The organism is Streptomyces sp. CB02009 (assembly GCF_001905825.1).
Classification (GTDB): domain Bacteria; phylum Actinomycetota; class Actinomycetes; order Streptomycetales; family Streptomycetaceae; genus Streptomyces.
This window is the reverse complement of sequence record NZ_LIVV01000001.1, coordinates 466,836-488,245: the sequence shown is the minus strand read 5'-3', so window position 1 is coordinate 488,245 and position 21,410 is coordinate 466,836. Positions and strand designations below refer to the sequence as shown.

The 21,410-nt window shown below is 73.6% G+C and carries 22 protein-coding genes; 13 read left to right on the top strand and 9 right to left on the bottom strand.

Translation table 11 applies throughout. From position 1 onward, the window contains the following. Nucleotides 1-57: 57 nt before the first annotated feature. Nucleotides 58-1,158 (bottom strand): peptidoglycan-binding protein, encoded by a 1,101-nt coding sequence (locus AMK27_RS02185; protein WP_073902307.1) that lies wholly within the window; start codon nucleotides 1,156-1,158, stop codon nucleotides 58-60. After that, a complete protein-coding gene (locus AMK27_RS02180) occupies nucleotides 1,155-1,808 on the bottom strand; it encodes a hypothetical protein (RefSeq protein ID WP_073902306.1) in 654 nt (217 codons plus the stop codon). The genes AMK27_RS02185 and AMK27_RS02180 overlap by 4 nt, the downstream gene beginning before the upstream one ends. A 134-nt stretch (nucleotides 1,809-1,942) precedes the next feature. Between AMK27_RS02180 and AMK27_RS02175 the strand changes: the two genes are divergently transcribed. From AMK27_RS02175 to AMK27_RS02165, 3 genes are read left to right on the top strand one after another with little or no spacing between them, the layout of a single operon-like run. Next, nucleotides 1,943-2,638 carry a response regulator transcription factor gene (locus AMK27_RS02175; protein WP_073903838.1) on the top strand — a complete coding sequence of 232 codons (696 nt, stop codon included), beginning with the start codon at nucleotides 1,943-1,945 and terminating at the stop codon, nucleotides 2,636-2,638. Beyond that, complete coding sequence (locus AMK27_RS02170) at nucleotides 2,635-4,218, top strand: ATP-binding protein (RefSeq protein WP_445194825.1); 1,584 nt, start codon at nucleotides 2,635-2,637, stop codon at nucleotides 4,216-4,218. Before AMK27_RS02175 ends, AMK27_RS02170 begins: the two co-directional genes overlap by 4 nt. After that, the gene (locus tag AMK27_RS02165; protein ID WP_073902305.1) at nucleotides 4,215-4,709 is read left to right on the top strand and encodes a GerMN domain-containing protein; all 495 of its coding nucleotides are present in this window, start codon (nucleotides 4,215-4,217) and stop codon (nucleotides 4,707-4,709) included. Before AMK27_RS02170 ends, AMK27_RS02165 begins: the two co-directional genes overlap by 4 nt. Nucleotides 4,710-4,748: 39 nt before the next feature. Here the strand turns inward: AMK27_RS02165 and AMK27_RS02160 are convergent, their stop codons facing one another. Then, nucleotides 4,749-5,186: an ATP-binding protein gene (locus AMK27_RS02160; RefSeq protein WP_079188146.1), complete on the bottom strand. Its 438-nt coding sequence runs from the start codon at nucleotides 5,184-5,186 to the stop codon at nucleotides 4,749-4,751. 258 nt (nucleotides 5,187-5,444) lie between these two features. Here AMK27_RS02160 and AMK27_RS02155 point away from each other — a divergent pair, with 258 nt between their 5' ends. After that, complete coding sequence (locus AMK27_RS02155) at nucleotides 5,445-6,398, top strand: SigB/SigF/SigG family RNA polymerase sigma factor (RefSeq protein WP_073902304.1); 954 nt, start codon at nucleotides 5,445-5,447, stop codon at nucleotides 6,396-6,398. Nucleotides 6,399-6,416: 18 nt separating this feature from the next. Here AMK27_RS02155 and AMK27_RS02150 read toward each other — a convergent pair whose 3' ends face one another. Together AMK27_RS02150 and AMK27_RS02145 are read right to left on the bottom strand one after the other, a co-directional pair. Continuing rightward, entirely contained in the window at nucleotides 6,417-6,959 is a 543-nt protein-coding gene (locus tag AMK27_RS02150) for an ATP-binding protein (RefSeq protein WP_198955782.1), read from the bottom strand. A gap of 34 nt (nucleotides 6,960-6,993) precedes the next feature. Further along, entirely contained in the window at nucleotides 6,994-7,386 is a 393-nt protein-coding gene (locus AMK27_RS02145) for an STAS domain-containing protein (RefSeq protein WP_073902303.1), read from the bottom strand. A 253-nt stretch (nucleotides 7,387-7,639) separates the two neighbouring features. Between AMK27_RS02145 and AMK27_RS02140 the strand changes: the two genes are divergently transcribed. Next, nucleotides 7,640-8,215 carry a DUF6328 family protein gene (locus AMK27_RS02140; protein ID WP_073902302.1) on the top strand — a complete coding sequence of 192 codons (576 nt, stop codon included), beginning with the start codon at nucleotides 7,640-7,642 and terminating at the stop codon, nucleotides 8,213-8,215. A 44-nt stretch (nucleotides 8,216-8,259) separates the two neighbouring features. Continuing rightward, nucleotides 8,260-8,592 (top strand): plasmid stabilization protein, encoded by a 333-nt coding sequence (locus AMK27_RS02135; RefSeq protein ID WP_073902301.1) that lies wholly within the window; start codon nucleotides 8,260-8,262, stop codon nucleotides 8,590-8,592. 123 nt (nucleotides 8,593-8,715) lie between these two features. Here the strand turns inward: AMK27_RS02135 and AMK27_RS02130 are convergent, their stop codons facing one another. Beyond that, nucleotides 8,716-10,134, bottom strand: a complete 1,419-nt coding sequence (locus AMK27_RS02130) for an amidase (RefSeq protein ID WP_073902300.1) — start codon at nucleotides 10,132-10,134, stop codon at nucleotides 8,716-8,718. 189 nt (nucleotides 10,135-10,323) lie between these two features. On the opposite strand from AMK27_RS02130, the gene AMK27_RS02125 reads away from it, so the two are divergent. The 5 genes from AMK27_RS02125 to AMK27_RS02105 all read left to right on the top strand — a co-directional run bounded on the left by AMK27_RS02125 (nucleotide 10,324) and on the right by AMK27_RS02105 (nucleotide 15,399). After that, the gene (locus AMK27_RS02125) at nucleotides 10,324-11,109 is read left to right on the top strand and encodes an ArsR/SmtB family transcription factor (protein ID WP_073902299.1); all 786 of its coding nucleotides are present in this window, start codon (nucleotides 10,324-10,326) and stop codon (nucleotides 11,107-11,109) included. A gap of 213 nt (nucleotides 11,110-11,322) precedes the next feature. Further along, nucleotides 11,323-12,783 carry a rifampin monooxygenase gene (rox, locus tag AMK27_RS02120; protein WP_338014290.1) on the top strand — a complete coding sequence of 487 codons (1,461 nt, stop codon included), beginning with the start codon at nucleotides 11,323-11,325 and terminating at the stop codon, nucleotides 12,781-12,783. A 55-nt stretch (nucleotides 12,784-12,838) separates the two neighbouring features. After that, entirely contained in the window at nucleotides 12,839-13,534 is a 696-nt protein-coding gene (locus tag AMK27_RS02115; protein WP_073902297.1) for a 4'-phosphopantetheinyl transferase family protein, read from the top strand. A gap of 87 nt (nucleotides 13,535-13,621) precedes the next feature. Continuing rightward, a complete protein-coding gene (locus AMK27_RS02110) occupies nucleotides 13,622-14,293 on the top strand; it encodes a HEAT repeat domain-containing protein (RefSeq protein WP_073902296.1) in 672 nt (223 codons plus the stop codon). Between the two features lie 86 nt (nucleotides 14,294-14,379). Then, nucleotides 14,380-15,399, top strand: a complete 1,020-nt coding sequence (locus AMK27_RS02105) for a HEAT repeat domain-containing protein (RefSeq protein WP_073902295.1) — start codon at nucleotides 14,380-14,382, stop codon at nucleotides 15,397-15,399. Between the two features lie 115 nt (nucleotides 15,400-15,514). Here AMK27_RS02105 and AMK27_RS02100 read toward each other — a convergent pair whose 3' ends face one another. After that, entirely contained in the window at nucleotides 15,515-16,303 is a 789-nt protein-coding gene (locus AMK27_RS02100) for an alpha/beta fold hydrolase (protein WP_073902294.1), read from the bottom strand. An 83-nt stretch (nucleotides 16,304-16,386) separates the two neighbouring features. Between AMK27_RS02100 and AMK27_RS02095 the strand changes: the two genes are divergently transcribed. Then, entirely contained in the window at nucleotides 16,387-17,304 is a 918-nt protein-coding gene (locus AMK27_RS02095; protein WP_073902293.1) for a DUF6891 domain-containing protein, read from the top strand. On the opposite strand, the gene AMK27_RS02090 is transcribed toward AMK27_RS02095, so the two are convergent. Both AMK27_RS02090 and AMK27_RS02085 read right to left on the bottom strand, forming a co-directional pair. Continuing rightward, nucleotides 17,301-18,953 (bottom strand): TROVE domain-containing protein, encoded by a 1,653-nt coding sequence (locus AMK27_RS02090; RefSeq protein ID WP_073902292.1) that lies wholly within the window; start codon nucleotides 18,951-18,953, stop codon nucleotides 17,301-17,303. The genes AMK27_RS02095 and AMK27_RS02090 overlap by 4 nt on opposite strands. Before the next feature lie 236 nt (nucleotides 18,954-19,189). Beyond that, a complete protein-coding gene (locus AMK27_RS02085) occupies nucleotides 19,190-20,461 on the bottom strand; it encodes an erythromycin esterase family protein (protein ID WP_073902291.1) in 1,272 nt (423 codons plus the stop codon). 58 nt (nucleotides 20,462-20,519) lie between these two features. Between AMK27_RS02085 and AMK27_RS02080 the strand changes: the two genes are divergently transcribed. Next, nucleotides 20,520-21,290 carry a TioE family transcriptional regulator gene (locus tag AMK27_RS02080; RefSeq protein WP_073902290.1) on the top strand — a complete coding sequence of 257 codons (771 nt, stop codon included), beginning with the start codon at nucleotides 20,520-20,522 and terminating at the stop codon, nucleotides 21,288-21,290. Nucleotides 21,291-21,410: the final 120 nt, after the last annotated feature.

Sequence of the window (21,410 nt, the reverse complement as noted above, 5' to 3'; positions counted from 1 at the left end):
TCGTCATGGCACTGTCCGTCGTCATGGCGCCGTCCCTCGTCATGGCGCCGTCCCTCGTCATGAGGCCGCCATTCCGACTTTCAGGCCTTCCTTCACGTCCGGGCCGGAGACCTCGATCCGCCCGTCGGCGGTCATCCCCGTCTCCACCCGGATCGTCCTCGTGGTGGTGCCCCGGACGACCTGGAGGCCGTAGCCGCCGTTCTCGCCGCGCAGGGCGAGGACCGCCTCGACGGGCACCGCGAGGACCCCCTTGCGCGCCTCGCTGACGAACCTGACACTGGCCGAGGCCTTCGCGTCCTCGCCGGAGGCCGCGCGCGCCCCGCCGTCGAGGACGACCTCGACGACGATGCCTTCCTGCGCCACGGCACCGTCCCCGGAACCGGCCTCCTCGGGGCGTACGGTCCCGGCGACCCGCCCGGCCACGGTCTTCCCGCTGGGCAGCGTGACCTCGACCGTGGTGCCCGCCGCGGTGAGCGCGCCGTCGGTCTGGTCCAGGTGGGCCCGGACGACGGGTCTGGTGGAGGCGACGGTCAGGACGGCGCCACCGGGAGCGACCTGGTCGGCGAGCGCGGCGTCGACGGCGACCACCTTCACCTGGCCGGGCTGGAAGACGACGTCGCCCCTGCCGACCCTTCCGGTGGGCTCGCGGTTCAGGGACTTCTGCCACTGCTCGACCGCCGCCTCGGTGCCCTTGTCGTAGCGCGTGTCGACGTGCACCCCGGCGCCGTACCCCAGGTCGCGCAGGTTGCGCTCCAGTTGGAGCACATCGCTGCCCCGGTCGCCTTCCTTCATCTCGCGGAACATCGGGACGGGGCCGTAGAGGAGGGTGACGGGCTTGTCGTTCAGTTCGTACAGCGCCTGCCCCCTGGACAGGGTCCTGCCCTCGGTGGCGGCGACCGTGACGGTGCCGTCGACGGCGGCCTTCACCGGGCGGCGCTGCGCGAAGTCGAGCCTGCCGTCGACGGTCTTGGACCGGACGAGGTCGGTCCGTACGACGGTCGCGGTGGCGGGCGGCAGGTCGCCGCCCTTCCCGTCGGCCCCGGAGCCGTGCTCTCCCCGGTCGAGGAGCCCGAAGTCGCCGAGGAGGACGGCTCCCCCGGTGACGGCGGCGGCGACCGTCACCGCGCCGAGCGCGCGGAGGGCGGATCGGCGCTTCACTGCATGCCGTCCAGGCCGTCGAGCAGCTTCGTCGCGCACGCCTCGCGGGCCTGCTTGTACACCGGTGAGGTGTGGTCGATCGTCGGGGACGCCGGGTTGGGGTCGCCGCCCGGCTGGGCGTTGCCGCCGCTCATCGTCGGGTTGGTGAACCGGGAGACGCCGTTGTCCCGCATGCACGTGGCGTGCGCCAGCATCGACTCGTAGTCCTTCTGCTGGTCCCGCTCGGGTTCGGCCAGCATGACCTTCTGGAGTTCGTCGACGCAGACGCCGTTCCTGCCGCCCTTCGCGGCCTCCATCTGTCCGGGCCGGGAGGAGATCTCCTCGACCTTCCCCCAGTCGAGGTGCCCGCTGAGCTTCGGGTCGGGGAAGTCCTTGTAGCCGCCCTTGACGCGCATGCACCGGACGTAGTCCATCTGGGCGTCGTAGAAGGCGCTCTTCCCGGCGGGCCGGGTGCTCGGCGCGGTGTCGTTCCGCGTGGACGGCGAGGCCGTCGTGGTCTCCGGTACGGAGGCGATCGCGTCGCTCTTGCCGGCACCGCCGGCGCTGTCGTCGCCGCTGCCGCAGGCCGCGGCGAGGGCGAGGAGGGGGAGCACGGCGAGGGCGGTCAGGCGCCGTCGGACCGGGGTGCGGGAGCGTGTCTTCGAGGTCATGGCCACCACCCTCGCCACGGCACGTGATGGCGATTCCATGGCGACATGATGAGAACGTAACAATGCCCCCCACCTGGGCATCGGGCCTCGGCCCGGGCGCCGGACGGGTCCGCGCGGCACCCATAATCGACGGCATGCCGCATGTACTGCTCATCGAGGACGACGCGTCCGTACGGGACGGGATGGAGCTCGTGCTGCGCCGGCACGGGTACGCCGTCGACACCGCGGCCACCGGCGAGGAGGCGCTCGCGCTGCTCGGCACCCCGGCCGGCGCGGAGATCGAGCTGGCCGTCCTCGACCTGATGCTGCCGGGGATGGACGGGTTCGAGGTGTGCCGACGCGTCCGCGCCCGTACGGCCGCGCTCCCGATCATCATGCTGACCGCGCGCGGGGACGACCACGACATCGTGACGGGTCTGGAGGCCGGTGCCGACGACTACGTGGTCAAGCCGGTCACCGCACCCGTCCTGGAGGCCCGCATCCGGGCCGCGCTGCGCCGCGCGGAGCCGTCGGCGCCGTCGCGGGACGCCGAGGCCGACCCCGCGGGCCTGGTGATCGACCGCGCCGGACTCACCGTCACCAAGAACGGCGTCCTGATCCCGCTGCCGCCCACCGAGCTGCGGCTGCTCCTCGAACTGTCCGCCTCGCCCGGCCGGGTCTTCAGCCGCGAGCAGCTCCTCGCCTCGGTCTGGGACCACACCTTCCTCGGTGACTCCCGGCTGGTCGACGCGGCGGTCGGCCGGCTGCGGGCGAAGCTGGAGGACGTGGCGGCGAAACCCCGGTACGTCCAGACGGTACGGGGCTTCGGCTACCGTTTCGGGCCGCTGTGAGCGGGACCGGAGGGGCGGGTCGCCGGGGCCGCCCCCGGTCCTCGGGCGGCCGCCAGGAGCGCCGCTCGCGGCGGCTCGTCGGAGGGCTGCGGACCCGGCTCGTCGTGACCTTCGTCGTCGTCGCGCTCATCAGCGCGGTGACGGCGACCGCGCTCGCCTACCGGGACGCGCGGACCGCCGTCCTCCGGCGCACCCAGGACGCGGCGGTGAACGACGTACGGACGCGCGTCACCGCGGTGGCGGCCGAGGTCGACCTGCCGCCCGACCAGCGGTCGCTCGCCCGGTTCGCGGCGAAGGTCTCGGACGGCCTCGGCGCCCGGATCGTCGTCGCCCGCTACCAGGACCTCGTCGCGGTGTCCGATCCGCTCGCCGACACGGAGGGCCGGATCACCGTCGCACTGCGGAGCGCCGTACGGGCCGGGGACGGGGCCCGGTTCCAGCGGGTGATGTGGCGGAACGAGCCGTATCTGGTGGTCGGCATGCCCGTGACGTACGCGGACGGGGACCGCCGCTTCTCCGGCCTGGAGGTCTTCGCGATCACGGATCTCCGCGCCGAACGCGACGACACCGCGGCCCTGTTGGACTCCGTGCGGGCCGGGCTCCTGCCGGTGGTGGTGCTGGCCGCCGTCTTGGCGCTGCTCGCCGCCGGAACGGTCCTGCGCCCCGTACGGAAGCTGGGGCGGGCCACCCGTGAGCTCGCGGAGGGCGACCTGGGGAGCCGGGTCACGGTCACGGGGCACGACGAACTCGCCGATCTGGCGCGGACGTTCAACGAGACGGCGGACGCCCTGCAGGCCTCGGACGCGCGGCTGCGCGAGCAGGAGGCGAAGGCGCGCCGCTTCGTCGCGGACGTGTCGCACGAACTGCGCACACCGCTCGCGGCGATGACGATGGTGGCGACCGTCCTGGAGGAGGACGCCGACCAGCTGCCGGCGGACGCGGCGCGGGCGGCCCGCACGGTGGGCGCGGAGACGGCGCGGCTCGCGCGGCTCGTCGAGGACCTGATGGAGATCTCGCGTTTCGACGCGAACGCGATCCGGCTCAACGCGGCCGAGACCGATCTCGCCGACACGGTACGGGCGTCACTGGCGCTGCGCGGCTGGACCGACCGGGTGGAGGTGCGTCTCGAGGAGGGCGTACGGGCGGTGGTCGACCGGCGGCGCGTCGACGTGATCGTGGCGAACCTGGTGGGCAACGCGCTGCGGCACGGAGCGCCGCCGGTCACCGTGACCCTCGGGACGGGGCCGGCGGCGAGCGCTCCGGGCACGCCGGCGGGCGCCCGGGGCGGGGCGAGTGCCGGCCCGGACCCGGAGTGGGTGACGGTGGAGGTCGCCGACCACGGCCCGGGGCTGCCGCCGGAGGCCAGGGAGCGGGTCTTCGACCGGTTCTACAAGGCGGACGCGGCCCGCACGCGGAGCGCCGCCGATACCGGCGGACAGGGCAGCGGCCTGGGGACGGCGATCGCCCTGGAGAGCGCGCGGCTGCACGGCGGCACGATCGACGTCGCCGAAGGAGCGGAGGGCGGAGCGGTGTTCACCCTGTGGCTGCCCCTGCGGCGTACGGGAGAGGACGCGGAGTGAGGGTACGGGCGGGCCTCCTGGTCACCGTCCTCGGGTTCGCCCTGGTGGGCTGCGGTGTGCAGCCGACGGGGGTGATAGGGGCGGGCGAGCCGGCGACCGGGCTCACGCGCGGGATCCGGCTGTACTACGCGTCGGACGGCGGACTCCGGGGGGTGCCCGTGCTCGACAGGGAGGTCGAGAACCTCGCCTCGGTGGTGAAGCTGCTCGCGAGCGGCCCGCCGCCGGCCGAGCAGCGCGGCGGCCTCACCAACCTCGTCGAGCTGGGCGGCTACACGGTGGCGGGCCGGGGCACCCGGGTCACGGTGCGCCTGGAGAGCCCGTACGCGGGGACGGGCCGGGACCAGGGGACGGGACAGCTGGTGTGCACGCTGGCCCGCGCCCAGTCCGTCCTCGACCCGACGGTCGGGGCCGACGAGGTGGAGGTCACGCTGCGCCGGCCGGAGGGCCCGGACCTGGGCCCCTACCGGTGCGCCGAGTTCCTCGCCGGGTAGGGCGTGCCGGGCGGTCACGCTCCGCCGCGCGTCCCGCTCTCAGCGGAGCGGCAGCCGTACCTCGATGGTCTTGCCGCCCCCCGGCGGGAGGGTCAGCCTGATCTCCTGGGCGAGCAGTCTGATCAGGGACCATCCGAAGCCGCCCTCGGGCGGACCTGAGGCGCTTTCCGTCCCGCGGCCGCCCGTGAGGCGCGGGAGTTCGCCGCTCGCGTCCGCGACGGTGATCGTCACCGCGCCCGGGTCCAGGTCCACGTCGAACCCCGTGAGGCCTCCCCCGTGGCGCAGCGCGTTGGTCACCAGCTCGGACGTCACCAGCAGCGCGTCCCCGACGGCGGTCGTGGACGGCGGGCTCCCCGTACTCGTCGCCGCCCCCCGCAGTGCTTCCGCCACCCGGGCGCGCGCCTCGGCCACGTCGTGCGGGACGAGGGGCCGCTGCCGGTCCGGTACGGGACGTCCCGTGCGGTGTCGCGTGGTCACTGTTCTTCCTCCCCGGTCTCCGCTCGGCCCCACGCACGATCCGCCCCAGCCCTCCCCCGCTCCGCCTCCGGAACCCGTCGCTTTCGGGGCTCAGCAGGCCCCTGCCCCAACGATTCGCCCGCATTCACCCCGACCTCTCCCGATATTCCCGCACACCCCGGCATCCGCCGTCCTCTGCGCTCCGTCACCCCCGGCGCACTGCTCGTGTGGGGCACGAGCGGGTAGAACGCATGTGGGGGGTTCTGGCAAGGAGCCTTGATGTCGAACTACCGCACCGCCGTCCGGGGCCGCAGCGACCTTCGGCCTGTCAGCCGCACGCCCGAGCCACCGGCCGGCCTTCCGGAGATCTCGGATCCCCTCGCGGTGAGCACCGCGGACGCCCGCGCGCTGTCGACCACCCTGTTCGAGCGGCTGCGCTCACTTGAGGAGGGCACTGCGGACTACTCGTACGTGCGCAACACCCTCGTCGAGCTGAACCTCAGCCTGGTCAAGTACGCCGCGACCCGTTTCCGCCGTTCTCCCGAGTCCTGGGAGGACATCGTCCAGGTCGGCACCGTCGGTCTCATCAAGGCGATCAACCGGTTCGACCCCGAGCGGGGCAACGAGTTCATGTCGTTCGCCCTGCCGACCGTGCTCGGTGAGATACGGCGGCATCTGCGGGACACCAGTTGGAGTGTGCACGTACCGCGCCGCCTGCAGGAGCTGCGCCTGCACGTGGCCAAGGCGAACGACGCCCTGGAACAGGACCTGGGCCGACCGCCGACGGACGCCGAGCTCGGCGCGCACCTCGACATCACGGAGGACGAGCTGCGCGAGGGCCGGCTCGCCGCGAACGGGTTCACCAGCCGCTCTCTCGACGTTCCCGTCGACGACGAGGACAACGGCCCCGGCATGCTCGCGCGCCGTCTCGGCAGCGATGACGACGCCTTCGAGAAGATCGAGAACCTGGAGGCGCTCAAGCCGCTCGTCGCCGGGCTCTGCACGCGCGACCGGACGATCCTGGCGCTGCGGTTCGGCGACGAGCTGACGCAGGCGGAGATCGGCGAGCGCCTCGGCCTCTCGCAGATGCACGTGTCGCGTCTCCTCCACCGCATCCTCGGCGGCCTGCGCACGGCACTGACGGCGGACGAGCCCGAGGAGGCGACGCGGTCGGACGCGTCCCCGACCACAGCCGCCACGACCGTGACCGCAGCGGTCCGATCGGCCCGGTAGCCGCAGGGCGATGGAACGTCACGGGCCGCCGCCCGGGAGCGGGGCCGCCACCTCCATCCAGAAGGACTTGCCCGTCTCCCCGGGGACGGCCCCCCAGGCGCGCGCGAGCCGGTCGATCACGCGCAGACCGTTGCCCCCGGGCTGCCCCGGTGCTCCCCGCGGCCGGAACTCCGGAATCCGGCTGCTCCGGTCACTCACCTCGATCCGCAGGTCACCGGCCGCACCGCCGGTCGTACGGGGCGGCGGTCCGCCGCTCTCCCCGCCGCCGCCCGCCGGCTCGACGGGCGCGGTGGGAACGGACGGGGCCAGCCGGATCACCAGCTCCGTGGGGCCGCCGGCGTGCAGGCAGGCGTTGGTCACGGCTTCGGACACGACCAGGAGCACGTCCTCGACCGCCAGCTCACGCTCCTCCTGGGTGAGCCCGTCGCCCTCCGGCGGGCCGGGCCAGTCCCAGTCGCTGAGCGCGACACGGCAGAAGTCACGGCACCGCGCGACCACCGACTGGCCGCTTCGCAGGACGAGCCGTCGGGTCTGTCCCCTGGATTGGACCGGTTCGCTCATCCCCGCCTCCACCGTGCCCGGCGCCGTGCCTCGTTCACGAATGCTCCTCCCCGACCAGTTCGGCGGGCAGCTCGTCGTACACCGTGAAGAGCGCCACGACGCCGGTGACGTCGAAGACCCGGGCGACGGGCGGGCGCAGCGCGGCCAGCTCGAACCGGCCGCCGTCCTCCAGCGCCTCCAGCCTCGTGGTCAGCAGCAGGTTGAGTCCGGTCGAGTCGCAGAACGTCAGTCGTCCGCAGTCCACGACGATCCGTTCGGGGCGCCGGTCCAGGGCCTCGGTCAGGGCCGCCCGCAGGGGCTCCTGGGTGTCGCGGTCGAGCTCCCCGGCCACCGTGACGACGGCCGTGTCACCGTGCCACCGCACCACGGCCGTCAGACGGGGGCCGATGAGCCCGGCGTCACCCGACGCTGTCGCATCCCTTGGCATCCGGCACTCCGGTTCCCGTCGGCGCACACTTCCGAGCTGAGGCCGACGATACGCCGGGGGCTCCCGGCACGGCCAGCGGAAGTCCTCCGGCCGCGTGGATCACTCGCTCCCGTCCGTCTGCCCCGCTCCCGACCGGGTATGCGTGTGATGCGAGGAAGTGCCACGGTGGCGTTGCCACGACCGGACCGGGGCGGGAGGACGCGGAGTACGGCCCCCGTCCCGCACGGGCCACCGGAACCGGAAGGTGGGACGGATGACTGACCACGAGACCGGGTGGGGACGCGGCGGAGGACGGCCGGAGGGCACGCGCGGAGACGGGGAGACCGCGCGCGGTCGCCAGGAGACCGCGGAGGAGCGCGCCGACCGTCAGTGGCAGGACCTCATGCAGGAGATCCGGGTGGTGCAGACCGGGGTCCAGATCCTCCTCGGCTTCCTCCTGACGGTCGTCTTCACCTCCCGGTACGAGAGCCTCGGCTCGACCGACAAGGGGATCTACGTCCTGACGGTGGTCCTCGGCTCGCTGGCCACGGGCGCGCTGATCGGCCCGGTCTCCTTCCACCGCCTCGTGGCGGGCCGGCGGATCAAACCCGAGACGGTCGTGTGGGCGTCCCGGCTGACCTTCGTCGGGATCCTGCTCCTGCTGGCCACCCTCACGAGCGCGCTCGTCCTCATCCTCCGTGTGGCCACCGACGGCGCGGTCGTCGCATGGCTCGTGGGCGGGGTCCTGGCCTGGTACCTGCTGTGCTGGTTCGCCCTGCCGCTGTGGGCCCGCGGCCGGTACACCGCGCAGGGAGGCAGTGACGGGAGTGCGGGCCGGGACGGCGGGTAGCCGCATCGGAGAACTGTTCCGGCGCACCAGGAGAGGAGCACGCCATGCCTCGCGGATCCAGCCCGAAGCGGGAACGGCAGTACGAGCACATCAAGGAGAGCGCGGAGCGGCGCGGCGAGAGCGAGAAGCGCGCCGAGGAGATCGCCGCCCGCACCGTGAACAAGGAGCGGGCGCGGCACGGCGAGTCCAGGACGGCGAGCCGGCTGTCCCTGGAGGACATGTCGTCCGGTGAACGCGGCGGCCGGCGCTCCCACAGCGGCGCCCGGGGGCGCACGTACGACCAGCTCTACGAGGAGGCCAAGCGCCGCAACATCGAAGGCCGTTCGAAGATGAACAAGGCGCAGCTGCAGCGCGCGCTCGGAGGAGAGGGAGGCTGATCGGCGCGCACCTCGTGCCCGCGTCCCCCGGCGGCTGATCGGCGCGTTCCCCGCGCCCGCTACCCCTGGCGGCTGCCCGCCTCCTCGCCGCGCAGCCGCCCGGCGCCGTGGGCCACCCGCCTGTCAGACGTCCTGGATGCGCCGGAACGGGCGGTCCGCCTCCAGGGTGTAGGCCACGTCGAGCAGCGTCCGTTCGCTGCCGGGGCGGCCCGAGAACATGACGCCGACGGGCAGCCCGTCCTCCGTCGCACCGGTGGCGGGGACCGAGATCGACGGTGTCCCGACGACGTTGTTGACCGGTGTGAAGGCGACGTACGCGAGGATCCGCTCGACCAGCTCGGCGTACGGCACGGTCGGGCTGAGGTGGCCGATCCGCGGCGTGGTGTGCGCGAGCACGGGCGTGAGGACGAGGTCCAGTCCGCGGAACGCCGCCGCGTACGCCTCCTTGGTCCGCTTCAGCCTCCGCAGCACGCCCGGGGTGCGCCGCCAGTTCTTCAGGTACTCCTCGCGCAGTCCCCGGCTGAGGCCGTCCATCCGGTGCCGGTCGAAGTCCGGGCCGAGGGTCCGGCCCGTGACGCCGAGGAGGAACGACAGCATGCCCCAGTAGGTGAGGAAGTCGTCGGTGAAGCGGGGGTCGAGGTGCAGCTCCACCGGCTCCACGGTGTGGCCGAGCCGTTCGAGGGTCGCGGCGGTGTCCATGACGGCGGTCCTGGTCGCGGTGTCGGCGTGGACGCCGTTCGGCGAGTCGACCAGGAACCCGATGCGCAGGCGTCGCCCGGAGGGCCCCTCGACCAGTCCGAGGGGCGGCAGCTTCGGGTTGCGCCAGTGGGTCTCGGCGGCGGCGAGGAACGCGGCCGTGTCCCGTACCGAACGGCTCACGATGCCGTCGGAGACGATGTCCAGGGGCAGTTGGCGGCTCTGGGCGTTCGTCACGACCCGGCCGCGGGTCGGCTTGAGGCCGACGAGCCCGCAGCAGGCGGCGGGAATTCGGATCGATCCGCCGCCGTCGTTGGCGTGGGCGATCGGCACCGCCCCGGCGGCGACGAGCGCCGCGCTGCCGCCCGACGAACCGCCCGCCGAGAAGCCGGTGTTCCACGGGTTGCGGACCGGTTCGGCGGCCTCGTACTCCGTGGCGGGGCTGAATCCGAACTCGGGCAGCCGGGTCTTGCCGAGGACCGTGACGCCGCTGCTCAGGAGCTGGCGGGCGAAGGGCGCGTGGCGCCGGGCGACGCGCGGGGTGAAGGCCGCGCTGCCGTGACCGGTGGGCAGGCCCAGGTAGTCGGTGTTGTCCTTGACGAAGGTCGGCACCCCGGCGAAGGCGCCGTGGCCCGTTCCCGCTGCGTACGCGGGGGCGTCGATGTGGACCTGGACCGCGTGGAGCCGGTCCTCGACGTCCCGGACGCGCTCGGCCGCGTCCCGTGCGACCTCGGCCGCGCCGACCTCGCCGCGCCGTAGCGCCGCGGCGAGTCCGACGGCGTCGTGCTCGCCCAGCGCGTCGTCCCGGAAGGCGTGCACCGTGGCCCGTTCCTCGAAAGTCGTCACCGCTACCTCAGCCCCCGGCCGTGTGGATGGTTGGCCGCCAGCATGCCCTACCAACCAGTAACACGCGAGTGATCCCGGACAACTGGCCGGTCGGCGGGGCCCGGCGGGGGCGCTTCGTTTGACGAGCAGCCGAGTGGCTGCCTATCGTGAAATGCAGCCGCTGGGCTGCATGACAGGGAGTGGCAAGCCATGGACAGCGTGTTCAAAGCCCTGGCCGATCCGAGCCGCCGGAAGCTGCTCGACCGGCTCCGCGACCAGAACGGAATGACCCTGCGCGACCTCTGCGCGGGCCTCGGCATGGCCCGGCAGTCGGTCAGCAAGCACCTCGCCGTACTGGAGGCCGCCGAGCTGGTCACCACGGTGCGGCGGGGCCGCGAGAAGCTGCACTACCTGAACGCCGCCCCGATCAACGCCATCGCCGAGCGGTGGATCCACCGGTTCGACCGCGGCCGGGTGGACGCCCTCGCCGACCTCAAGAGGACTCTGGAGCAACCCCCCATGGACACCAGGACGTTCCTGTACACGACCTACATCCGCACCACCCCCGAGCAGCTCTGGCGGGCCCTGACCGATCCGGTCTTCACCGAGCGCTACTGGGGCGTCGCCTTCGAGAGCGACTGGACCAAGGGCTCGTCCCTCGTCTGGAAGCAGGGCGGGGCCACCATCACCGACCCGGAGCAGGTCGTCCTCGTCTCGGACCCGTACCGCCGGCTGTCGTACACCTGGCACACGTTCACCGAGGAGTGGGCCGAGGCCGTCGGCATCGGCGAGGACGTCCGCGCCGAGATCGCCGCCGAGCGCCGCTCGACGGTCACCTTCGACATCGAGCCGCAGGGCGACCTGGTCAAGCTGACCGTCACCCATGACTTCGACGCCGCCGGCACGGTGCACGGCATGTGCAGCGAGGGCTGGCCGGCCGTCGTGGCGAGCCTCAAGACCCTCCTGGAGACGGGCGAGCCGCTGCCCACCGCCTGACGGCGGAGGCGGGAGAGCGAGCGAGGCCAAAAAGAAGGGCAAGGAGATGAATCCTCTCCTCGCCACTCTCAAGGTATAGCGCACAGGGGGCCTTGCGGCAAGGCCCCCGTCGTGGTGCAGAATCTCCAGCCGTAGCCGGTGACCTGCGGAAATCGACTCCTTCGCAAGATCGTCGCGCTCGTGCGGGGCAGACACCCCACGACCGGCGGCCGGCTGGACGCAACCAATCGAAACGGGGCGGTTCTCATGTTTGACGTGATCGTGGTGGGCAGCGGTCCGACCGGCTTGATGCTGGCGTCCGAGCTGCGGCTGCACGGCGTCCACGTGCTCGTGCTGGACAAGGAGGCGGAGCCGACCCGGCAGTCGCGCGCCCAGGGTCTGCACGTACGGAGCATCGAGGTGATGGCCCAGCGCGGCCTGCTCGACCGGTTCCTCGAAGCCGGGCAGCAGATCACGGCCGGCGGCTTCTTCGCCGGGCTCGCCAAGGCCTGGCCCGAACGCCTGGACACGGCCCACTCGTACGTGCTCGCCATTCCGCAGCAGGTCACCGAGCGGCTGCTGACCGAGCACGCCACCGAGGCCGGCGCCGAGATCCGCCGCGGCCGCGAAGTGGTCGGCCTGAGCCAGGACGAGGACGGCGTCACCGTCGGGCTGGCCGACGGCGAGCAGCTCCGCGCGCGGTACGTCGTCGGCTGCGACGGCGGTCGCAGCGCGGTGCGCAAGCTGCTCGGCGTCGCGTTCCCCGGCGAGCCCTCCCGGGTGGAGACGCTGCTGGGCGAGATGGAACTGACCGTCGCGCAGGAGGAGTTGACGGCGGTGATGACCGAGGTCCGCAAGACCCAGCTGCGGTTCGGAGCCATGCCCCTGGGCGACGGGGTGTACCGGGTCATCGTGCCCGCCGAGGGGGTGGCCGAGGACCGTTCGACCGCGCCGACGCTCGACGAGTTCAAGACGCAGCTGCGCGCGGTCGCCGGAACGGACTTCGGCGCGCACGCGCCGCGTTGGCTGTCCCGCTTCGGCGACGCGACCCGGCAGGCCGAGCGGTACCGGGTCGACCGGGTGTTCCTCGCGGGCGACGCGGCGCACATCCACCCGCCCACCGGCGGCCAGGGGCTCAACCTCGGTATCCAGGACGCCTTCAACCTGGGCTGGAAGCTGGCCGCCGCGGTCGCCGGCTGGGCGCCCGAGGGCCTCCTCGACAGCTACCACGCCGAACGCCACCCGGTGGCCACCGACGTCCTGGACAACACCCGCGCGCAGATCCAGCTGATGTCGACCGACCCGGGCGCCCGGGCGGTGCGCCGACTGCTCGCGGAACTCGTGGAGTTCGACGACGTCAACCGGTACCTCATCGAGAAGATCACCGCCATCTCGGTGCGCTACGACTTCGGCGGGGGCGCCGAACCCGTGGGCCGGCGGATGCGCGACCTCAAGCTGAAGGAAGGCCGCCTCTACGACCGGATGCACGAGGGCCGCGGACTGCTCCTCGACCGGACCGGCCTGCTCTCCGTCGAGGGGTGGGCGGACCGGGTCGACCAGGTCGTCGACACCGGCGCAGAACTGGACGTGCCCGCCGTCCTGTTGCGACCGGACGGCCACGTGGCCTGGGTCGGCGACGACCAGCGGGAGCTGCTCGCCCACCTGCCGAGGTGGTTCGGCGCTGCCACCCGCTGACCAGGCCGGGCCGGGCGCCCGGACGCCCCCCGCGCGACCGGTGCAGAATGGTGGCATGACCATGGAGATCACCCCCGTACGGGTGTTGCGCGCCGGCAACACGCCGGAGTCGGCCCTGCTGCCCGTCACCGACGGAACGGTGGCGCTCTGGCTGCTGCCCATGGCGGAGGACCCCGGTGCGCCCGCTCTCCTGGACGCCGAGGAACACCGTCGGTGGAAGAGCCTGATACGGGCGGACCACCGGGCGCGGTACCTCGCCGCGCACGGCGGGCTCCGGCGTCTCCTCGGGCGCTACCTGGGGATACGGGCGGACGAGGTCGCGTTCGTCCGCGAGGACTGCCCGGTCTGCGGAGGCCCGCACGGCCGGCCCGCGGTGCGGGACGCCGGGTTCCACTTCTCGCTCTCCCACAGCGGGGACCTGGCGCTGGTCGGCATCGCCACCACGCCCGTCGGCGTGGACGTCGAGGCGCACCCCGAGGCCGAGGTATCGGCGCTCGTGGCCGACAGCCTGCACCCCCGGGAGCGGGAGGAGTTCGCCCGGCTGCCCGCGGAGGAGCGGCCGGCCGCGTTCGCGCAGTGCTGGGCGCGGAAGGAGGCGTACCTCAAGGGCACGGGAGAAGGCCTGTCCGGGGGCCTCGACCGCACGTACATGGGCATGGGCGCCGAGCCGGCCGCCCTGGAGGGCTGGTCGCTCGCCGACGTACGGGTCGCGCCGTCGTACGCGGCGGCGGTGGCCGTCGCAGGGCGGTAGGGGCCACGTCACCGCCACCGGCGTGGCGTCGGGCTTGACCTTGACACGATGACAAGGTCTTGACTGCCGGGCAAGGAGGTGGTCCCGATGACCATGACGACCCACGACAAGGACACGACCCGCGCTCTCCAGGGCCTGGAGGACGGCAGCTCGTCGGTACGGCTGCGGGCGGCGCTGGCGGTCGGTACGGCCCCGGACCCGCGGTTCGTCGACAAGCTCGTCGAGCGGTGCGCGATCGAGCCCGACTTCTCCGTGCGCGAGATGCTCACCTGGGCCCTCACCCGGCACGACCCGTCCCGCACGCTCCCGGGACTCCTCGGCGAGCTCCGCTCGGAGCGGGCGCAGGCGCGGAGTCAGGCGCTGCACACGCTGTCCAAGATCGGTGACCGGAGCGCCTGGCCGGCGATCACCCGGGAGCTGCTGTCCGACGCCGACGACGAGGTGGCGCGGAGCGCGTGGCGGGCGGCGGTCGTGCTGGTGCCAGAGGAGCAGGCGGCCGAGCTCGCGGAGGGGCTGGGGACACAGCTCGGGCGTGGCGGACGGGAGACGCAGTTGAGCCTCAGCCGGGCGCTGACCGCTCTCGGCGAGGTGATCCTGCCGACACTGGGCGCCGCGCGGGCGCAGGGCACTCCCGCCGCGCGCCGGCACGCGATCGCCACGGAACGGCTGCTGCGCGACCCGGATGCCGGATTCGAGTTCTCCATCGAAGAGGCGAAGCGTGTCGCCGTCCTCGGAACGACCGGCCAGGAGGGACAGTGACGCATGCGGACCGGTGAGGTGCCACGGCGTTCCGGGGGCCGGCGCGCGGTGAACGGCGCGGTGTCCGGACGGTCAGGGGCCGGCGCGTGCTGATCGGCGAGGTGGCGAGGCGGTCCGGGGTCAGCGCCCGCATGCTCCGGCACTACGAGTCGCTGGGCCTGGTGCGGCCGACGGGCCGTACCGGGTCCGGCTACCGGGAGTACTCCGGCGACGACATCCGGCGGATCTTCCACATCGAGAGCCTGAGGTCCCTGGGGCTCTCGCTGCGCGAGGTGGCGAGCGCGCTGGACGATCCCGGCTTCGCGCCGACCCGGCTCGTCGAGGACCTCATCCGCGGGACACGGGAACGCATCGCGGCCGAGACGGCCCTGCTCACACGGCTCCGCCGGATCGGCGCCGCCGAACCCGCGGGATGGGAGGAGGTCCTGCAGATCGTGGCGCTCCTGCACGCGCTGGGCTCGGAGAGCGCGGGCAGGCGGCAGCGCGCGGCCCTGTCCTCGGTCGAGGAGGTCCCCGTACCGGTGGAGGCGCTGGTCGAGGCGGCCCTGGGCGAGACGGACCCGATCGTCGCCGGGGCCCTGCGCTGGGCTCTGACGCGGTCGGGCGACGACGGTTCGATCGCCCTGTTGGAAGAGGGACTGCGCTCACCGGCTGCCGAGGTGCGGGAGCGCGCCGTGCGGGCCGTCGCCGAGATCACGGGCGACGACGCGACGGCGCTCCTGCGCGGGGCGCTGGCGGACACCGACGTCGCCGTCCGCAGGCACGCGGCGCTCGCGCTGGGGGCACGCGGAGCGGCCGAGGCGGTCCCGACACTCCTCGACATGGTCGTGGAGGAGGCGAACGACGTGGACGCGGCGGACGCGCTGAGCGCGCTGGCGAGCCGCCCCGGTCAGGCGGACCGGATCGCCACCGGCCTCGTCGCCCGCCTGGCGCGCGACACGGTCGACGCGCCGGCGCGCCGCCGGCTGGCGCAGGCGCTGGCGGACATCCCGGGGAGCACGGCGGATCGGGCACTGGAGACGCTGTCGCACGACGAGGACCGCGGGGTGGCGCTGACGGCGGCGTACGTTCTGGGGCTGCGGGAGGCGCGCGAGGGACCGGTGTGACGGATCGGACCGACGGACCGTCGAAAGCGCGGGGGCGAGCGGGTGGGCCGACGGCCAGGGGGTCTCTTGTCGATCAGGCCAGACCCCGCGAGCCCGGCCTGACGCAAGACACCCCCTAGGTCTGCGCGCGGATGAAGGCGCGCACCGCTGCCGTGAAGGCCTCCGGCGCCTCCAGGTTGCTCATGTGGCCCACGGCGGGGATCACCACGAGCTCGGCGTGCGGGATGGCGTCCTGGAAGGCGTACGCGACGTCCAGGGGTGAGCGGGCGTCCTCCTCGCCCCACAGCAGCAGGGTCGGGACCGAGATGCGGGGCAGCAGGTCCGTCTCGTCGGCCTCGGCCATCAGGGACAGCTGCGCGGCCATGGACTCCGGCCGGACGTCCCGGTTCATGGCGTCGAGCACCACCGTGAAGCGCTCCGGCGGGCCGGCGGCGAAGAGCCCCGGCAGCGTCGGGTCGAACTCCTCCCGAGGGGCAGCGAACATCCGCCGGGCCCCTTCGACCCGCGCCTCGACCTCCTCGGGCGGCAGCGAACCCTTCCACCCGGCGTACGTGTCCACCATCAGCAGCGAGCGCACGAGGTCGGGCCGCCACCGGTACAGCTCCAGGACCACCGTCCCGCCCCAGGACAACCCCGCGACGTGCGCGGGCCCGAGCCCCACGTCCTCGATGACGGCGGCGAGGGCGCGCGCGAAGTCCTCGAGCCCGAAGCCCGCCGGCAGCGCTCCGGAGCGTCCGGCGCCCGGCTCGTCCCAGGCCACCACCGTGAACTCGTCGGCGAGCGCTTCGACCTGCGGCTGCCACATCCGCCCGTCGCTCCCCGCCCCGTGGGCGAGCAGCAGGACGGGCCCGTGCCCCGTCCGCGTATAGGCCACGTCGACGCCACCGCTCCGCACCACTGCCATGCCTCCAGGCTAGGGGGTGGGGCGTCGGGACGCCCGGGCCCCGGGCCGGAGGGAGTGTCAGACGCGTCTGACAGAGTCTCCCCATGCTCGAGATCGTGGTGAAGACGGAGAACGGGGAGCGGCACGTCCGCGTGTCCGCGGAGGAGCTGGCCGGACTCGTCCGGCGCATCGGCGACGAAGGGGACCGGTTCCTCGTCGTCCAGCGGATTCCGGACCTGCCCGACGCCTTCGCCCAGGTCTGGCACGAGAAGGGCGGCGACTACACCCTGGAGCACCGGGACGGCGCCGCCACCCGCCACTTCCAGGTGACGGCAGACGGGCCGGGGACCGTGGTCGCGGCGCTGACCGGGTGGGCGCGCCAGGATGCCGGCTGGGACGCGGGCCTCGACTGGGCGCTGCTGGACATGGGCCCCGCCCGCGAGGTGCCGCCGCTCGACCTCGACGCGCGCGAGAGCGAGGAGTTGGAGCGGCGCGTCCGGGAGATGCTGGCGGGCGGCTACGCCTCCCGCGCCGAACTGACCGAGATCGCGGAGGAGTACCTGGTCAGCGGGGACCGTCGCCCCGTCTCGCGCGAGCAGGCAGGGGCGCTGGTCGACCGGATGTGGCTGGAGCGGGTCGAGGAGCAGTCGAGCTGGCGTGGCGAGACGGACCCCGAGCGCCTGACCCGCGCGTTCGAGGCCCTGCGGGAGTCCGGGATCACGGCCCGGGAGAACTTCACCTGCTGCCGCACCTGCGGCGAGTCGGAGATCGGCGGCGAGGGCGGTCCCGACGCCCGCGGCTTCGTCTACTTCCACACCCAGTGCACGGACTCCGCCGCCGCGGGCCAGGGGCTGATGCTCCTGTACGGCGGCTTCGACGGCTCGTCCGAGACGACGACGGCCGTCGGCCACGAGGTGGTCGCCGCGTTGAAGGCGACCGGGCTCCCCACCGAGTGGGACGGGAGCCCGGACCGGGCCATCACCCTCACCCCGCTGGACTGGCGCCGCCGCCTGGTCGGCTAGCGGGTTTCTTCCGGGAGTCGGCCTCCGGGCGTCCGCGGTCGGCCCGTCTCCTCGTGGGGCGTCCAGGGCCACCTCGCCCGGAGGCCGGACTCGATGAGCGGGATCATGCGGAAGGCCGCGTCCGTCAGGCCGCCGAAGGTGTGGCGGTGGGGGCCCGTGGGGGCGTGGGCGGGGTGGTAGCCCGCGAGGTTCCAGGTGTAGACGGGGATCTCCGCCGGGACCGGTTCGGATGGGCCCCCGGGGTGGTACGGAGCGGCCTGTTCGTCGGTGACGATGACCACGCGGTCGTGCTCACGGTAGCGTTCCCGCAGGGCCTTCACGGTGTGGGTGCCGCCGAGCCGGTGGAAGCGCTTCTGCACGTCGAGCACGGGTTCGCCGGACGTGAAAGGGACTTCCTTGGTGGACCAGCCGAACTCCACCAGGTCGGCCTGTTCGGCCCGCAGGGCCAGCGCGCAGCCGAAGACGGCCGCCGCGTCGGCCCTGGTCAGGACGGAGCGTTCCGAGACGGTGTCCCAGAACATGGAGTCCGACCGGTCCACCAGGATCAGCGTCCGGCCGGGCAGCGCCGGTACGTTGGCCAGGGAGTGGCCCAGTGCCTCTTCCAGGGCGGGCGCCCAGTGCTCCTCCGGCGCGTGTGTGCGCGCGGCCAGATAGCGCAGGGGGAACTGCCGTGACCTGGCGACCTCGTCGGCGTCCGAGATCCTGGCCGCGACCCTGCCCGCCGCCTCTGCCGAGATCGTCGCGGCGTCGAAGTTCCGCAGGTTGCGCAGGAGCGCCATCGGGCCCATCGCGGGGATGACGGCCTCCCACACGGCGGCGTCCAACGGCCCGTGGAGCCAGCCCGCCAGAGCCTCCCAGGTCATGCCGGCCGCGGCCAGCCGTTCGCTGCCTCCCGGCCCGGTCACCACGGCCCGCCGCTCGTCCACGGGGACGTCCATGAGGGCCCGGTGCGCCGTCAGCACGGTGTCGGACGGCGGCGGAACCGCCTTCTCCGGGTGGTGCCGGCGGTCCAGGGCGTACCGGAACAGCGCGCCCTGCCACGGCTTCTCCGGGTCCGGGGTGGCGTGCACCAGGTTGAGCACGTCGCCGAAGCGGAAGGCGTGGGACGCGGTGTCGTACTTCAGGAGGGACCGCGACGAGTACAGCCTGCGTACGGCGTCGGCGACGCCCCGCTTCACGGGCTGCGGCACGTTCCGCCCGTACGCCGAGATCCAGTGGGCGAGCAACTCCCCCGGTTCGTCGGCTCGTTGCAGCACCGAGTCGATCACGGACCGGTTGGAGGGACCGTGGGAGACCCGCTCGTCGAGCCGGGCCCGTACGTACGCGGCGGCGCCGACCAGGGACGCCGTGCGCAGGTGGCCCTCGCTCCGCAGCCAGCGGAGCAGGCCGGCCGTCCACGCGGGGTCCTCGACGGCGAGTCGGCGGACGAGCCGGACGTACCGTTCGTCGCGTTCCGTGCCGCTCTCGTAGAAGGTCCGCTGGGCGACGAAGTTGCCGACGGCCAGCAGGAAGAGCTCGTCCCGGGGCTCCCGTACGAAGGCGGGTCCGCCCTCGTGCGTGAGGAACTGCCGTGGGGCGGGCGGGTGATGGGCCCAGACCGGCTGGGGCATCGCGCGGGCGGCCGCCGAGACGTGCGGGGCCACGAGCATCTCGGACCAGACCTTCGAGACGCGTCGGGTGTAGCGAGGCAGTGAATCCCCCCGGATCCAGAGGAAAGGAACGGACGGCCGCGGGACAGGTCGACCGGGGCCGAGGCGGCCGCGCCCACCGGGATCAGGGATGGCGGCGGCGTCACTTGGTTTCGGAAGAAGTAGCCGCAGCCGAGCGCATCGGGGGCGCGGTCGCGGGATCAGCCTATGCGGGCCGATCCGCCGGGCACCACCGATTAAACGCCCCCGGCCTCGCGGACGTCCTTCACGAACACGAGGCCCTCGATGTCGGCCAGGTGCGCCGGGTCGAGCGGCGCGTAGCCGAACCACGGGGACACCCGCGGCGCGGGCGGGACGTCGCCGAAGGAGGCGGCCAGACCGCGGGCGTCGACGACCGAGCACTCCTCCTGTCCCGCGTACAGGAGTCCTTCGACGGTGTCCCGCGGCGGCGCGTCCACTCCCCGGTGCCGGATCGTGCCCAGTGCCGTCGCCAGGAAGGCGTACCGCGCGCCGAGTCGGGCGCTGACGATCGCGCCCGCGCTCCACCACTCGACCGGCCGGCCGCCCATCCGCATCGTGCTCAGGCTCCGCTGGAGATGGCCGTTGTGGGCGTGGACCAGGACCGGGGCACGATCGGCGAGGGGTTCCGGGCCGGCGGCCCCGACGGCGGCGGCGTCGGTGTCGGCACCCGCGAGAGCGAGGAGGTTGTCGGCCATCATCCGGTCCCGCAGGCTCACCAGCCGCGTCATGCGCTGCGGCGAGGTGTCAGCCGTCCAGTAATGGTAGCGGAGCAGGCCGGTGGCGGTGCGGCCGTACAGGCGTGCCCGGTCCCAGTCGTCCCGGGAGCTCGTCGCGATCAGGTGCGGCCGCTGCGTGTCGAGGAGCGCCACCAGGTCGTCGGCGAGCAGGCGCAGCTCCGTGGCTTCGGCCGACCGCCCCGCGGACCGGGACGGGTCCGTCATCGCGTCGGGGTGCGTCCACCGGTCGTCGGGGCCGAGCAGGCGGTCGAGCGTCGACGCGTCGCAGGTGGCGTCGAGGAGGTCCGCGTCCACCCGGGCGGAGAGGTAGCCGCGGAGTGCGGTGAGGGCCTCCCTGGGGCTCTCGGCGCCGGTGATCTCCAGCGGGCCGTCGAAGCCCGCGAAGCGGACCCGGTCGCCCGCCGGGCGGCCGTCGTTGAAGGCGCGCATCCAGCGGACGAGTTCGCGGTTGGCGGCCGACGCGCCCCAGCCGTGGCTGAACCCCTTCCCCATGGCCTCGTCGAGCGTGCCGGCGCCGGTGGTGACGTAGGCGTCCACGAGCAGGCCCCGCAGGCAGTCGCTCTCGATCGTGATCGTGCGGTAGCCCTCCTGCTCGACGAGTTGCCGGAACAGTTCGTTGCGTACGTCGAGCAGCGCGTCCTCGCCGTGCGTGGGCTCGCCCAGGGCGAGCAGCCTCGGCCTTCCCCGGACGAGGCCCATGACAGCGGCCGCTTCGACGGCGTGGGTGACGTCCTTGATGTCGGTAGCCATGGCTTCAACGGTATCGTTGAACACTCGGTTGAGACTTTCACGCGATATCGGCGGCATCATGGGACGCAACCCTCAAAGCAGCGGACGGCTTCGACCTGTCGACCTGGCGCGCGAGCACGGTCTGTCCACGCAGGCGATCCGGAACTACGAGGAGGCCGGCGCCCTTCCGCCCGCCGCCCGCACGCCCTCCGGATACCGCGCCTACACCGCATTGCACGTGGCCGCGCTCCGCGCCTTCCTCGCCCTGCTGCCCGGCCACGGGCACCGGACGGCGACGGCGATCATGCGCGCGGTGAACGAGGACGCGGCCGAGGAGGCGTTCCGCCTCGTCGACGAGAGCCATGCCCTGCTCCTCGACGACCGGCGGACCCTCCGCGCCGTGGAGAACGCCCTCCGGGACCTGGAGCCCCCCGCCGCGACCGCCGCGACCGGGACCGGGTCCGCGACGGGGCCCGGCGGCGCGCCCGTCGTGCCGGGCGCCGCCCTCTTCATCGGGCCCCTCGCGGAGCGACTCGGCATCCGGCCCGCGACGCTGCGCTCCTGGGAGCGCGCAGGGCTGGTGCGCCCGCGCCGCGATCCGCTCACCGGCTACCGCGTCTACGACGAGGCCGATGTACGGGACGTGCGCCTCGTCCACCAACTCAGGCGCGGCGGCCACCTGCTGGAGCAGATCGCCCCGCTGATCACCCAGGTGCGGGCGGCCGGCGGTCTCGCGCCGCTGGAGGCCGCGCTCGGCGACTGGCGCGACCGGCTGTCCGCGCGGGGCCGGTCGCTGATGGCCGGGGCCGCCGCGCTCGACGCGTACCTGCGCGAGCGCGAGCGCGACTGAGGCCTCGGCCGCGGGAGACCCCCGGGCGGCTCGGGCCTCGACCGGGGCGCACCCGCGCCGTGGGGGGCAATGGGCCCCTGTGCGCCGCCGCCTCGTGCGCCGGGCCCCTCGTGCGCCGGG